Annotated in this window: 12 protein-coding genes; 8 read left to right on the top strand and 4 right to left on the bottom strand. The window is 60.8% G+C overall.

The annotated features are described in order from the left end of the window. Window positions 1-29 precede the first annotated feature (29 nt). The 4 genes from PSH78_RS11855 to PSH78_RS11840 all read left to right on the top strand — a co-directional run bounded on the left by PSH78_RS11855 (window position 30) and on the right by PSH78_RS11840 (window position 3,952). Window positions 30-1,001, top strand: coding sequence for a heme utilization protein (locus PSH78_RS11855; protein WP_305500678.1), 972 nt, complete (start codon window positions 30-32; stop codon window positions 999-1,001). A gap of 135 nt (window positions 1,002-1,136) precedes the next feature. Beyond that, window positions 1,137-1,817: a C39 family peptidase gene (locus PSH78_RS11850; RefSeq protein ID WP_305500676.1), complete on the top strand. Its 681-nt coding sequence runs from the start codon at window positions 1,137-1,139 to the stop codon at window positions 1,815-1,817. Between the two features lie 57 nt (window positions 1,818-1,874). Further along, window positions 1,875-2,621, top strand: coding sequence for a hypothetical protein (locus PSH78_RS11845; protein WP_305500674.1), 747 nt, complete (start codon window positions 1,875-1,877; stop codon window positions 2,619-2,621). Window positions 2,622-2,668: 47 nt separating this feature from the next. Next, window positions 2,669-3,952, top strand: coding sequence for a hypothetical protein (locus tag PSH78_RS11840; RefSeq protein WP_305500672.1), 1,284 nt, complete (start codon window positions 2,669-2,671; stop codon window positions 3,950-3,952). Window positions 3,953-4,091: 139 nt separating this feature from the next. Here PSH78_RS11840 and PSH78_RS11835 read toward each other — a convergent pair whose 3' ends face one another. Next, on the bottom strand, window positions 4,092-5,414 hold the full coding sequence (locus PSH78_RS11835; protein ID WP_370871096.1) for a sigma 54-interacting transcriptional regulator: 1,323 nt from the start codon (window positions 5,412-5,414) through the stop codon (window positions 4,092-4,094). A gap of 344 nt (window positions 5,415-5,758) precedes the next feature. On the opposite strand from PSH78_RS11835, the gene PSH78_RS11830 reads away from it, so the two are divergent. After that, entirely contained in the window at window positions 5,759-6,025 is a 267-nt protein-coding gene (locus PSH78_RS11830) for a hypothetical protein (RefSeq protein ID WP_030142711.1), read from the top strand. 146 nt (window positions 6,026-6,171) lie between these two features. Beyond that, a complete protein-coding gene (gene nhaB, locus PSH78_RS11825; protein WP_305500667.1) occupies window positions 6,172-7,674 on the top strand; it encodes a sodium/proton antiporter NhaB in 1,503 nt (500 codons plus the stop codon). A 154-nt stretch (window positions 7,675-7,828) separates the two neighbouring features. Here nhaB and PSH78_RS11820 read toward each other — a convergent pair whose 3' ends face one another. From PSH78_RS11820 to gnd, 3 genes are read right to left on the bottom strand one after another with little or no spacing between them, the layout of a single operon-like run. Next, entirely contained in the window at window positions 7,829-8,650 is an 822-nt protein-coding gene (locus PSH78_RS11820; RefSeq protein WP_305500666.1) for an HAD family hydrolase, read from the bottom strand. After that, the gene (gene zwf, locus PSH78_RS11815; protein WP_305500664.1) at window positions 8,647-10,167 is read right to left on the bottom strand and encodes a glucose-6-phosphate dehydrogenase; all 1,521 of its coding nucleotides are present in this window, start codon (window positions 10,165-10,167) and stop codon (window positions 8,647-8,649) included. The genes PSH78_RS11820 and zwf overlap by 4 nt, the downstream gene beginning before the upstream one ends. Beyond that, window positions 10,164-11,144 (bottom strand): phosphogluconate dehydrogenase (NAD(+)-dependent, decarboxylating), encoded by a 981-nt coding sequence (gene gnd / locus PSH78_RS11810; RefSeq protein ID WP_305500662.1) that lies wholly within the window; start codon window positions 11,142-11,144, stop codon window positions 10,164-10,166. Before gnd ends, zwf begins: the two co-directional genes overlap by 4 nt. Before the next feature lie 273 nt (window positions 11,145-11,417). Between gnd and PSH78_RS11805 the strand changes: the two genes are divergently transcribed. Together PSH78_RS11805 and PSH78_RS11800 are read left to right on the top strand one after the other, a co-directional pair. After that, entirely contained in the window at window positions 11,418-11,591 is a 174-nt protein-coding gene (locus PSH78_RS11805; RefSeq protein WP_305500661.1) for a DUF6026 family protein, read from the top strand. A gap of 275 nt (window positions 11,592-11,866) precedes the next feature. Beyond that, entirely contained in the window at window positions 11,867-13,606 is a 1,740-nt protein-coding gene (locus PSH78_RS11800) for a phosphoethanolamine transferase CptA (RefSeq protein WP_305500659.1), read from the top strand. Window position 13,607 lies beyond the last annotated feature (1 nt).

Here is a 13,607-nt window from a genome sequence, read left to right as displayed (position 1 = left end):
TTAACCAACGACACGCAAGGAGAAACACCATGAAACCTACAATGGCGCTCAAACCATTGGTTTTCGCTCTCGCCGCGGTCATGGCAATGGCTGCGCAGGCCGGCGGAAACGGTAACGGCCACGGCAACGGTCATGGCAACCATGGCCCTCAAGGGCCGACGCTGGATCAATTGCTGTCCATCAGCGCCGGCGCTGGGGCCACCGTGCTGGACGAGCAGAACAGCGACGGCAACGTAGTGACCAACCAGGCCACCCGCAACACCGCTGAAGCCACTGACTCGCTCAACGGCAGCAACGGCAATATGGGCGCCAACATCGCCGCCGGCGACGGCAATCAGCAAGACAATGCCGCCGCCCTGGCCACCGCCGACGAAAGCTTCATCTTCGGTTCGGCTGTCGCAGCGTCCAGCGCCACACAAGTCAATAACAACAACTATGTGAAGAACAACTCGACGCAGAACAACGCCTCGCTCACCAGCGCGGGCAACAACGGCTCCGGCAACATCGGCATCAACGTGACCGCCGGCAACTTCAACCAGCAGAAAAACAACCTGGCCATCGCCGTATCGGGCGGTCGTGTCGCCCAGGCTTCCGCCGCGGCCGACCAGTCGTCCACCGGCCTTGTCGTCGACAACAAAGGCGTGCGGACCTACAAGACCGACACCCTCACCAGCACCTCCGAGGCTTCCGGCACCTTCAAGGCCAAAGGCACCGGTACCGTCGAGGATGACGGCGGCTGGGGCAACAAGGGCGGTTACGGTGGTGGTCACGATGACGACAAGTTCAAGTTCTCCGCCGTGGGCACTTTCGAACTTGCCGGCAGCAATACCCAACAGGTGCTGACTCGCGACGGCTGGAAAAATCCGGTCTACAACAACGCCACCATGACCAACTCCATGAACGGCTTCTCCGGCAACGGCGGCGCCAACGTGTCGGCGGGCGTGGGCAACCAGCAAAGCAACTCGCTGTCGATTGCTGCCGGCTGCAAGGCTTGCATGTAAAAAGGTCCCCCTGTGGAAGAGCCCTGCTCGCGAAAGCATTGGATCAGTGACCTTTGTGTTGTCTGACACACTGCTATCGCGAGCAGGCTCGCTCCCACAGGGGCTTTTCCCCGGGTATCACCAGGCGTATCGACCATGCGTGCGACTGCCCTTTGCCTGTTGGTTTTGCTTGCCGGCTTGACCGAAGCCGCGCAGATGCCGGTCGCCGCCCTGCCTGGCGGCATGCTGGTCTACAAACCCGTGCAAAGCGTACGCGAGCGCAAGTTCAGCGACATCGTCGAGCAGAAGACCGATTTCAGTTGTGGCGCCGCCGCGCTGGCCACTGTGTTGCGCCAGGCCTATTGGCTGGACGTCGACGAAGAACATGTCATCAAGGGCATGCTGGTCAATGCCGACCAGGATCTGGTCCGCACCCAGGGTTTCTCCATGCTGGACATGAAGCGCTACGTGGAAACCATCGGCATGCGCGCTCGCGGCTATCGGATACCGCCGGAAAAACTCGCCGCGGTGACGATCCCGGTCGTGGTCCTGATGGAAATTCGTGGCTACAAGCACTTCGTGGTGCTGCAGCGGGCGGACAAGCGATGGGTGTATGTCGCCGACCCGGTGCTTGGCCACAAACGCTACGCCCATGACGAATTCGTAAAAGGCTGGAACGGCATTGTCTTCGCCATCGTCGGCCCCGGCTATGACAAGACCAACGCCTTGCGCAGCCCTCCGCAACCTCTGACAGCGCGCAACAAGCTGGACGGTTTTAACCCGGTCAAGGACGCGGAACTGATGGATTTCGGCTTCATCCAGAGCGACTTTTTCTAATCGCCGAACAACTGCCAATAAAAATACAAAAGGAGCAGGACGCTCCGGGAGCAACAGATGAAACGCTCATACTGGCTCACGCTGGCCTGCCTGGCCGCAACGACGTCGGGTCTTGCCCACGCCGGTTTCAAACCCATCGAAGTCCAGGACCAGGAGCTCGCCGAGCTGCGCGGTCGCTACGTCATGCCCGGACGAGTCATCAGTTTTGGCATCGTCATGAGCAGCACCTGGCGCAACGCCAGTGGCGACCTGATCGGCGCTTCCAGTTCCATGCAGATCCAGGCTGCAACGGTCAAACCGCAGTTCTACGTCTCCACGATCAAGCAGACCGGCAACGGCAGCGCCCCCGAACAGGGTGGCGGCACGATCACCGGCGGCGCCGGTCTCGGCTCGGGCCAGGGCGTAACCCAGAGCGTGCGCGCCGCGGGCGACGGCAACAGCGCGTACAACAATGTCAGCATCAACGTGAAAGAAAGCAGCCAGGCACCCGCCCTGGCGCCCGCCCAAGGCCAATTGCTCGACAAGGGCCAGACCATCAGCGGCAGCAACGCCGCCGGCAGCGTGGCGGTCACCGCCACCGGCAGCGGCGTGCAGATGGCGATCCAGGCCAACCACAACCAGGGCAGCACCCTGCAACAGGTGGCCCAGGGCGGCTTGCTGCAAAACACCCGCCTGCTGGGCAACGGCAACCTGGTCAACAACATGACCCAGCTCAACGTGGTGCTGAACAGCAACGGCCCCAGCGCCGGGGCATTGGACTGCAACCTGACGCAGCTGCGCGGCCTTCGAAACCTCGGATATTGAACTACGCTGATCTCCGATCATTGGGCTAACTAGGGACGGCATATTTCATGTATCGATCCGTATCGTTGCGCGCTGTGATGTGTTTAAGCACGATGTTTCCGGCGACCGTGCTGCAAGCGGCACCGGACGCGGACATCGAGGCCCTGAAGCAAGAACTTCTCGAGCTCAAGCAACGCTACGAGGTCCAGCAAAAAGCCCTGGCGGTACTCGAACAGCGAGTCCGCCAGGTCGAGGATCAACCCACTGTCCCGCCGCCCAAGCGCCTGGCCAAATCTCCCGCCGACATGAAAGGCAACCAAGGCGTGGCCGGCAGCGGCGCGGCAACGGCGGGTGGCAGTGGTTACGGGCAATCCCTGGCCGACGACTCGCAACCGGCCCAGAGCGTCTCCAACCTGTATGACGAAGCCAGCGGCTTTTTCGGCGGCGGCAAATTCAGCTTCGAAACCGGCGTGACCTACTCGCGCTACGACACCCGGCAACTGATCCTCAACGGCTTCCTGGCCCTGGATTCGATTTTCCTTGGCAACATCAACCTGGACCGGATCAAGGCAGACACCTGGACCCTGGACCTTACCGGTCGCTACAACTTCGACAATCGCTGGCAGTTCGACCTCAACGTGCCGGTGATCTACCGCGAGTCCACCTACCAGTCCGGTGGCGCCAACCAGGGCGCGGCCGGCGTCACCAGCGAAGAAACGGTGACCCGCGACCCCACCATCGGCGACGTCAATTTCGGCATTGCGTACAAGTTCATGGATGAATCGGTCAACAGCCCGGACGCCGTGGTGACCCTGCGCGTCAAGGCACCCACCGGCAAGGATCCGTTCGGCATCAAGCTGCGCCAGTCCCAGGCCAACACCAACCTGTTCGTGCCGGAAGACCTGCCCACCGGTAACGGCGTGTGGTCGATCACGCCCGGTATATCCCTGGTCAAGACCTTCGACCCGGCTGTACTGTTCGGCAGCCTGTCCTACACCCACAACTTCGAAGAATCGTTCGACGACATCAGTTCCACCGTCAACCAGGAAGTGCCAGGCAAGGTGCGCATCGGCGACAGCTTCCAGATCGGCGCGGGCATCGCCTTTGCCTTGAACGAGAAGATGAGCATGTCGTTCTCGGTCTCGGACCTGATCCAGAAGCAAAGCAAGCTCAAGCAGGACGGCGGGAACTGGGAATCGGTGGTCTCCAGCGACGCCAACGCCGGTTACTTCAACATCGGCATGACGGTGGCCGCCAGCGACAACCTGACCATCGTGCCCAACCTGTCCATCGGGCTGACCGACGATGCGCCGGACTTCACTTTCAGCCTGAAATTGCCGTATTACTTCTAAGGCCGGATGACGCCCCACGGCATTCCACTGTGGGAGCGAGCCTGCTCGCGAAGACGGTGTGTCAGTCGACATGATTGTGGCTGATCCGCCGCCTTCGCGAGCAGGCTCGCTCCCACTTTTTGACTGGTCGTTGGGCTGCTCAGCGAATCTGATGCTTGTGCAACAGCCGATAGAACGTCGGCCGCGACACGCCCAGCACGCGAGCCGCCACGCTGAGGTTATCGCTGTGGCGGTTGAGCACATCGCTCAACGCCTGGCGCTCGGCGCGGGTCTTGTAGTCTTCCAGGGTACCCATCGGTGCGGCGACGCCCAGCTGGCCGACAAGGCCAAGGTCGCGGGCCTCGATCTGCCGCCCTTCGGCCAGCACCAGGCCGCGACGGACGCGGTTGGCCAGTTCCCGCACATTGCCGGGCCAGTCGTGCATGCCCATCGCCACTAGCGCATCCTCGCTGAAACTGCGCGGTCGGCGACCGGTTTCGTGGCTGTAGAAATGGGCAAAGTGGCTGGCCAGCATCGACAGGTCGCCATGGCGTTCGCGCAGCGGTGCCATGACCACCTGCAAGACGTTGAGGCGGTAATACAGGTCCTCACGAAAACGCCGGTGCTCGATGGCCGCCTCCAGGTCGACATGCGTCGCCGCCAGCACCCTCACATCGACGGCAATCGGTTGGCTGCCGCCTACACGCTCGATGTGCTTTTCCTGCAAAAAACGCAGCAGGTTGGCCTGCAGCTCCAACGGCAGATCGCCGATCTCATCGAGAAACAACGTGCCGCCATGAGCGGCTTCGATCCGTCCGATCTTGCGTTGATGAGCGCCGGTAAACGCGCCCTTCTCGTGGCCGAACAGCTCGGACTGGATCAGGTGCTCGGGGATTGCGCCACAATTTATCGCGATGAACGGCTTGTTGCGCCGGTGCGATTGGCAATGCAGGGTGCGCGCAACCAACTCCTTGCCCGTGCCGCTTTCGCCTCGAATCAATACCGGTGACTCGGCGGGGGCCAGCTTGCCCAATAATTTGCGCAGCTCGCGAATCGGCTTGCTGTCGCCCAGCAGCTCATGTTCGGGCTGATTGATGTGAACCGCGCCCCGTCCCCTTAACCGCGCCATGCCGAATGCCCGGCCCAATGTCACCTGGACCCGGGAAACATCGAACGGCAGGGTATGGAAGTCAAAAAACCATTCGCAGACAAAATCGCCGACGTTTTGCAGGCGCAGCACTTCCTGGCTGAGCACGGCGATCCACTCGGCGCCGCTGCGGCGAATCAATTCCTTGACGGCCTCGGGGCGCTCCAGATGAAAAGGCTGCAGGCGCAACAAGCCGACGTCACACGTCCGGTCGCTGGCGTGCTCCAGGGAGCAACTGTCGACGTCCCAACCGATGTCGCGCAGACCCGGTAACAGGCGATAGCAATCATCGCAAGGATCGACCACGAGCAGACGACGCAACGCACTGGTTTCCATCACGACTGATCCTTGGCGCCAAAATAAGGAAATATGATTAGAAACAGGCGTTTGGCGAACCTGCATGTAACAGTAGCAAGAACTTGACACTTGCTTGTATCGATTAGTTATCAGGACATCAGAGAACCGGTTATAAGCGGGCGTTTCGTTAGTTCACCACGCTGCGAATCTTTCATCCCCCTTTCAAACAAAACTCCGAAAGCCTGGTCTGAAAGAAAATCGAAATTTATTCATCGATTGTGTGACCCGCTCCCGGGTTCGGGACATCAGTACAAGTAACCAGCCGCACGGTGCGCCCAACCGACGGCAGATCATTTGATTGGGCACTATTGAGAGATAACGCCATGAACGCCCCGCTCCGTATCAACGAAGCTCTTTTGATTGCCGACCGCGCATTCCGTCCTTTCCAATGCGTTGCCTGGGCGCCACAAGACGGTAACGGCGAGCTCAGCCTGACCGTCATCGACCGCACCAACACCCACATCGGCCGTACCCAGATCCCCAGCAGTGCCTATACGGACCCAGCGCAACTTGCCGACCTGTTGAAGCAGGCCCGTGCCGAGTTGAGCCAGGAAGGTTACAAGCTGCAATCGTGGTCGATGCCTGAATAAATCCATGACCAGCCGGTGATTGTTTGCCGGGTTTGGCATCGGATCGAAAGCCTTTGTCGGCATCGAGGCCGGATTTATCCGGCCCACGCTTGATATTCCTCTTTTGTTACGGCAATTTGCGCGCTTCTAATTAAAAGGAGCAGCCAATGTCCGGCCCAATGGCTCAAGCGTTCGCGCACAACTTTCTGGGGCATTCTCCGCGCTGGTACAAGGCGTGCATTATCACCTTCCTGATTCTCAACGCCGTGGTGTTGTCCACACTCGGCCCGGTCGTTACCGGCTGGCTGTTGGTTGTGGAGTTCATCTTCACCCTCGCCATGGCGCTGAAATGCTACCCGCTGATGCCGGGCGGACTATTGATGATCGAAGCCCTGGCCATGGGCATGACCACGCCCAAGGCCCTGTATGACGAACTGCTGCACAACTTCCCGGTCATCCTGCTGCTGATGTTCATGGTGGCGGGCATCTATTTCATGAAGGACCTGCTGCTGTTCCTGTTCTCGCGCCTGCTGCTGGGCGTGCGCTCCAAAGCGCTGCTCTCCTTGATGTTCTGCTTTCTCTCGGCGTTTCTCTCGGCGTTTCTCGATGCACTGACGGTCACCGCGGTGATCATCAGTGCCGCCGTCGGGTTCTATTCGGTGTATCACCGCGTTGCGTCCGGCAATGACCCGCGCCAGGACAGCAGCGTTGATGAAGACCATGACCTGCCTTCCCTGCACCATGAAGACCTGGACCAGTTCCGCGCGTTCTTGCGCAGCCTGCTCATGCACGGCGCCGTGGGCACCGCATTGGGGGGTGTCTGTACCTTGGTAGGCGAACCGCAGAACCTGCTGATCGGCCATGAAATGGGTTGGCATTTCGCGGAATTCTTCCTCAAGGTCGCACCGGTGTCGCTGCCGGTTCTGGTCGCCGGACTGGTGACCTGCGTGGCGCTGGAGAAGCTGCGCTGGTTCGGCTACGGCACGCTGCTGCCGGAGAATGTGCGAGCGGTTCTGGCCGATTACGCCGAACAGGACAATCACGATCGCACCGCGCGCCAACGCGCGGCACTCATCGTCCAGGGCCTCGCGGCGCTGCTCCTGATCGTCGCCCTGGCGTTGCACATTGCCGAGGTCGGCCTGATCGGCCTGGCAGTGATCGTCCTGATCACCGCCTTTACCGGAATCACTGACGAGCACCGACTCGGCAGCGCATTCAAGGACGCCATGCCGTTCACTGCGCTGCTGGTGGTGTTCTTTGCGGTGGTCGCGGTCATTCATGACCAGCAGCTGTTTACACCGCTGATCCAATGGGTCCTGGCCCTGCCGGCCGATCAGCAGCCGGGCATGCTGTTCATCGCCAATGGCCTGTTGTCGGCCATCAGCGACAACGTCTTCGTCGCCACCATCTACATCACCGAAGTGAAACAGGCCTTTGTTTCCGGTCACATGAGCCGCGAGCAGTTCGAGACCCTGGCGATCGCCATCAACACCGGCACCAATCTGCCCAGCGTCGCCACGCCAAACGGCCAGGCAGCGTTCCTGTTTCTGCTGACGTCGGCGATCGCTCCGCTGATCCGTCTGTCCTACGGTCGGATGGTCTGGATGGCCGTGCCGTATACGGTGGTGATGGGCGGCCTCGGCTGGTATGCAGTGACCTATTGGCTATAGAGCTATCGCTCGATACCGGTGATTTTTGTGGCGAGGGAGAGCTTGCTCCCCCTCGGTTGGGAAGAACCGCCAGAATGGGACCGCTACGCGGTCCAGCGGGAGCAAGCTCCCTCGCCACAAGAGCGCATGGCAGCCTGGCCTGGCAACAGGCAGCCTAACCCGGCAGGATGTACCGCTCGATCGCCAGCGCCGCGCCGTCCTCGGTATTGGCGGCGGTGATCACGTCAGCCTGACGCTTGATCGCCTCTTCCGCCTGCCCCATGGCAATCGACAGCCCCGCGCGATGGAACATCGCCGGGTCGTTGCCGCCGTCCCCCATGGCGGCGGTCTGTTCCAGCGGCACGCCAAGAAACTGCGCCAGGGTCGCCAGCGCCTCCCCTTTGTTCGCCTTCATCGCCGTCACGTCCAGGTAGATCGGTTGCGAACGCGAGACCTGGGCCTGGCCCTTGAGCAGCGGATGCAAGCGAGCCTCCAGTTCGACCAGCAGATCGGTATTGGCGCTGGTCGCAACGATTTTGTCGATGCGCTCAAGGTAAGGCTCGAAACTCTCGACTTCCAAAGGCGGATAACCCAGGCCACGGGTTTCAACCGGCACCATCGGCCCGTGGGCATCGCGCACCAGCCACTCGCCGTCGGCGAACACCCAGACCTCGATGCCCGGTTGATCGGCGTACAGGGCCAGGGTGCTCAACGCCGCTTCAGGCGGCAAGTAATGAACCGCGAGAAAACTGCCATCGGGGTGCACCAGCGTACCGCCGTTGAACGCCGCCGTGGGCAGGTCGACACCCAGGGCTTCGATCTGCTGCAACATCGCCCGGGGCGGACGCCCGGTAGCAAGACTGAACAGCACGCCGGCCTCACGCAAGGAGCGGACGGCTTCGATGGTGCGCTGGTTGAGGCTGTGGTCAGGAAGCAACAAAGTGCCGTCCATGTCACTGAGCAGGAAGCGGATCGGACGTTTCAACTGATCAGTCATCCGAGGCCATGCCAGACGCGACCATCGCGAGTCAACAGATCGTGCGCCGCCGCCGGGCCATCCTCGCCAGCCTGGTAAGGCTGGACGCTTGCATCCTCGCGCCAGGCATCAAGGAAGGGTTGCACCGCGCGCCAGCCGTTTTCAATGTTGTCGGCGCGCTGGAACAGCGTCTGGTCGCCCGTCAGGCAATCGTAGATCAGGGTCTCGTAACCCGTTGATGGCTGCATTTCAAAGAAGTCCTTGTAGGCAAAGCCCAACTCGATATTCGCCATGTCGAGTGCCGGCCCGGGCCGCTTGGCCAGCAGGTCGAACCACATGCCTTCGTTGGGCTGAATCTGGATTCTCAGGTACGTAGGTTGCAGTTCGTCGACCTCGGTGTCACGAAACTGCGCGTACGGCGCCGGCTTGAAGCAAATGACGATTTCCGTGTCGCGCACGCTCATGCGCTTGCCGGTGCGCAGGTAGAACGGCACGCCTACCCACCGCCAATTATCGATCATGACCTTGAGCGCAACGTAGGTTTCGGTGCTGCTGTCGGGCGCGACATTGGTTTCCTCGCGGTAACCGCTGACCGGGTTGCCGTTGATCTCACCCGCCGTGTACTGGCCGCGTACCGAGTTGGCCCGAGCCTGCTCGACCGACCAGGGCCGGATTGCGCCCACCACCTTGGCCTTTTCGCCTCGCACCGCGTCGGCGCCGAACGCGGCCGGCGGCTCCATGGCAACCATCGCCAGCAACTGGAACAGGTGATTGGGCACCATGTCCCGCAGGGCACCGGTATGTTCATAAAAGCTGCCACGGGTTTCCACGCCGACGGTCTCGGCGGCGGTAATCTGTACGTGGTCGATGTAGTGATTGTTCCAGAACGCCTCGAACAGGCTGTTGGAGAAACGGCTGACGAGAATGTTCTGCACCGTTTCCTTGCCCAGGTAATGGTCGATCCGGTAGATCTGCTTTTCACTCATCACCTTGAGCAGGCAGGCGTTGAGCGCCTCGGCAGTTTGCAGGTCGGAGCCGAACGGCTTCTCGATCACCACGCGCCGGAAGGCGTCATCCTGCTCCTGAAGCAGCCCGGCCGCGCCAAGGCGGCGGACCACTTCACTGAAAAAGCGTGGCGCGGTCGCCAGGTAGAAGACCGCATTGCCGGTGCCGCTGGCGGCGATCTTCGCCGCCAGCGCTTCGTAGGTACTGTCATCGAGAAAATCACCCTGGACGTAACTGATGCCCCGGGCCAGGCTGGCCCAAAGCACCGGATCGAGCGCCTGGTCGGGATCGCCGCCCTTGCTCGCCGCTTCGTTACGGATGAAATCCTCGAGTTTTTTTGCAAAATCCACGTCGCTGATAGCGTTGTGGTCGACACCAATGATCTGCAGGCCATCCCCCAACAACCCGTCACGACTCAGGTGGTAGAGCGCCGGCATGAGCAAACGCTTGACCAGGTCTCCATGAGCACCGAACAGGAACAACGTGGTCGGTGGTGCCGGTTCTGCCTTGGATTTCCTGCCGATCGAGGTCATTTTTTCGGCGTCTCCACATGGCCGCCAAAGCCGAAGCGCATGGCCGAGAGCATCTTGTCGCCATAGGTGGCTTGCTGGCGGGAGCGGAAACGGGCGAACAGCGAACTGGACAGCACCGGTACCGGCACCGCTTGCTCGATGGCCGCTTCGATGGTCCAGCGCCCTTCCCCGCTGTCGGCAACTTCGCCGGAGAAGCCATCGAGCTTCGGATCGCTGGCCAACGCATCAGCGGTCAGGTCCAGCAGCCAGGACGAAACCACGCTGCCACGCCGCCAGACCTCGGCGATATCGGCCAGGTTGAGGTCGAAACGCTGCTCCGGTGGCAGGCTTTCGCTGGATTTGGTCTTGAGGATGTCGAAGCCCTCTGCGAAGGCCTGCATCATTCCGTATTCGATACCGTTGTGGATCATCTTGACGAAATGACCGGAACCGGCCGGGCCCGCATGGATGTAGCCACGTTCGGCGCGGTCGTCGTCAGACTTGCGGTCACGGGTACGCGGGATATCGCCGATGCCCGGCGCGAGGCTTTCGAACAACGGGTCCAGGCGCCGCACGACTTCAGTGTCGCCGCCGATCATCATGCAATAGCCGCGCTCAAGCCCCCAGACGCCGCCGGAGGTACCGACGTCGATGTAGTTCAAGCCTTTTTCCGACAGCGCCTGGGCGCGCCGGATGTCGTCCTTGTAGTACGTGTTGCCGCCATCAATGATGACGTCCCCTGGCTCGAGCAGGTCGCTGAGCACGTTGATGGTGTCTTCGGTGGGTGCGCCGGCCGGCAGCATGACCCAGACAGCCCGAGGCTTCTCCAGGCCGGCGACCAGCGCCGGCAGGTCCGCGACGCCCGTCGCGCCTTCCTGGCTCAGGTTTTCGACAAAAGCGGCATTGCGGTCATAGACGACGGTGGTGTGCCCATTGAGCATCAGGCGCCGCGCAATATTGCCGCCCATGCGGCCCAGTCCAATGATCCCGAGTTGCATGTGCTGATGCTCCCTACTACAAATAAAGGTGTGTCAAAGGTTTAGCTCAAGGTGACTTGTGGAGGTTAGTCCAGAGCATTGCCGCATAGTTTCCGGGTAAATCGCCCGATCACAAAGGATAACGTTCAAAAACCGGCCGAAGACACGCGGACCATGAAAAATAAAAAAGTTCCATCAACGGGCAAAAGTATTCAGAATTGGTGCCGATAAAGAATTGTCGCCAAGAAACTGACGACATCTCTCTAGTTGATGTAGCCATTTGCGAGGTGAGCAATGGGCCCTGTCGTTACCGCACGTCCTCCACAAACCCTTTATGTGACCATTCGTCGCGACGAATTACGCCTGCTGAAGGAAGAGCGTGATCTGCTGCTTGATGAAGTGACGCAGTTGCGCATGCAGTTGCAACACGCACAGCTCTCACACCAGGGCCAGGCTTTGGCTCGCTGATCCTGTCCTCCGGGCAAGACACTTTGGTGACGCCGGGCAAACCGGTGTCACGCTGACAAAACACCGCACAACCTGTGGTGAGGAAGCTTGTTCCCCACCACAGAATCGCCCCTGCAACGCCGCTCCCAGGTGCACGCGACCGTTTTGCAGCTGAAAAACTCACGAAGTTTTCACACCTGGTCCGTAATAATCCTGCAATCACAAATAGTTACGGCGATGGCCCGTGCGCACCAGTCCGGTGCCGGCAGTCTCGTCGGTGAACGCTGGAGCGCTTGATGAGTGTGTTCAAACGCAGCAAAACGACTGCGAAAGGTTTCGATTGGGCCGGGTTCGGCTGGCTGTTTCTGTTCTTCTGGTATTTTTCCGGCATCACCCAACTGCTGATCCTGTCGAGCGGCACCGCCGGGTTCGCCGGGTTTCGCCAGGCCTTCGTGATGAGTGCGTTGTGGTTGGCACCGCTGCTGCTCTTCCCTGCCCGCACCCGCCTGCTCGCCGCGATCATCGGGATCGTGCTGTGGGCTTGCTCCATGGCCAGCCTGGGCTATTTCTTCATTTACCAGCAGGAATTTTCCCAAAGCGTCATCTTCATCATGTTCGAGTCGAACGTGTCCGAAGCCGGCGAATACATGACCCAGTATTTTGCCTGGTGGATGGTGCCGGCGTTCCTGGCGCATACCCTGGTCGGTTACTTCCTCTGGACGCGCCTGCGCCCGGTCTACCTGCCACGCAGCCAGGCCTGGGCGGCAGCGCTGGTCATCATGGTAGCCGTGGTCGGCTACCCGCTGACCAAGCAGACCCTGCGCACCGGCAGCCTGGCCAAGGGCTTCGAGAAGTTCGAGAGCCGCGTCGAGCCGGCGGTGCCCTGGCAGATGCTGGTAGCGTACCGCCGCTACACCGAACAGCTGGAAAACATGCAGGGCATGCTCCACAGCACCAGCAAGATTGCGCCCCTGCGCAACCTTCAGGACACCATGGCCAATGAGCCGGCCACCCTGGTGCTGGTCATCGGCGAATCGACCAACCGCCAGCGCATGAGCCTGTACGGCTATCCGAGAGAAACCACGCCGGAACTGGACAAGCTCAAGGATCAGCTCTCGGTCTTTGACAATGTCATTACCCCGCGCCCCTATACCATCGAGGCGCTGCAGCAGGTACTGACCTTCGCCGACGAGGAGAATCCGGACCTTTATCTCAGCACGCCATCGCTGGTGAGCATGATGAAACAGGCCGGCTACAAGACGTTCTGGATCACCAACCAACAGACCATGACCAAGCGCAACACCATGCTCACGACCTTTTCGCAACAAGCCGATGAGCAGGTCTACCTGAACAACAACCGCAACCAGAACGCCGCACAGTACGACGGCGACGTGATCGAGCCGTTCAACAAAGCCTTGGCCGACACCGCGCCGCGCAAGCTGATCGTGGTGCACCTGCTCGGCACCCACATGAGTTATCAGTACCGGTATCCGCCGACCTTCAACAAATTCACCGACCGCCAAGGCGTGCCTGCCGGGGTGCGTGACGATCAGGTGCCGACCTACAACAGCTACGACAACGCGGTGCTGTACAACGACTTCGTGGTGTCCAGCCTGATCAAGGACTACGCCAAGAGCGACCCCAACGGCTTCCTGCTGTATCTGTCGGACCATGGCGAAGACGTCTTCGATTCACCGGGCCATGGCACCCTGGGCCGCAACGAGGCCAAGCCGACAGCGCCGATGTACACCATCCCGTTCATGGCGTGGGCCTCGCCGAAGTGGCGCGAAACCCATGACTGGAACTTCGTCGGCGACCTGTCGCGGCCGTACAGCAGCTCGCACCTGATTCACACCTGGGCGGACATGGCGGGATTGAGCTTTGATGAGCTCGATCGCAGCAAGAGCCTGGTCAGCGATGACTTCAAGTCGCGGCCGCTGTTGATCGGCAACCCCTACGAGGACCAGCGCAAGGGGCTGATCGATTTCAGCCTGATGCAGCCCAAGGGGCCCGCGGGCCAGGTCGTGCAGAAATAGT

This window comes from Pseudomonas sp. FP198 (assembly GCF_030687895.1).
GTDB lineage: Bacteria > Pseudomonadota > Gammaproteobacteria > Pseudomonadales > Pseudomonadaceae > Aquipseudomonas.
Note: the sequence above shows the minus strand (reverse complement) of the source record. Positions and strands in the feature narration are given on the sequence as shown.

What these genes read in the sequence shown, in the direction of transcription:
- PSH78_RS11845 (WP_305500674.1), top strand. Translation starts at nt 1,875, where the DNA reads ATGAAACGCTCATACTGGCTCACGCTGGCCTGCCTGGCCGCAACGACG.
- gnd (WP_305500662.1), bottom strand. Translation starts at nt 11,144, where the DNA reads ATGCAACTCGGGATCATTGGACTGGGCCGCATGGGCGGCAATATTGCG.
- nhaB (WP_305500667.1), top strand. Translation starts at nt 6,172, where the DNA reads ATGTCCGGCCCAATGGCTCAAGCGTTCGCGCACAACTTTCTGGGGCAT.
- PSH78_RS11850 (WP_305500676.1), top strand. Translation starts at nt 1,137, where the DNA reads ATGCGTGCGACTGCCCTTTGCCTGTTGGTTTTGCTTGCCGGCTTGACC.
- PSH78_RS11840 (WP_305500672.1), top strand. Translation starts at nt 2,669, where the DNA reads ATGTATCGATCCGTATCGTTGCGCGCTGTGATGTGTTTAAGCACGATG.
- PSH78_RS11820 (WP_305500666.1), bottom strand. Translation starts at nt 8,650, where the DNA reads ATGACTGATCAGTTGAAACGTCCGATCCGCTTCCTGCTCAGTGACATG.
- PSH78_RS11830 (WP_030142711.1), top strand. Translation starts at nt 5,759, where the DNA reads ATGAACGCCCCGCTCCGTATCAACGAAGCTCTTTTGATTGCCGACCGC.
- PSH78_RS11855 (WP_305500678.1), top strand. Translation starts at nt 30, where the DNA reads ATGAAACCTACAATGGCGCTCAAACCATTGGTTTTCGCTCTCGCCGCG.
- zwf (WP_305500664.1), bottom strand. Translation starts at nt 10,167, where the DNA reads ATGACCTCGATCGGCAGGAAATCCAAGGCAGAACCGGCACCACCGACC.
- PSH78_RS11805 (WP_305500661.1), top strand. Translation starts at nt 11,418, where the DNA reads ATGGGCCCTGTCGTTACCGCACGTCCTCCACAAACCCTTTATGTGACC.
- PSH78_RS11835 (WP_370871096.1), bottom strand. Translation starts at nt 5,414, where the DNA reads ATGGAAACCAGTGCGTTGCGTCGTCTGCTCGTGGTCGATCCTTGCGAT.
- PSH78_RS11800 (WP_305500659.1), top strand. Translation starts at nt 11,867, where the DNA reads ATGAGTGTGTTCAAACGCAGCAAAACGACTGCGAAAGGTTTCGATTGG.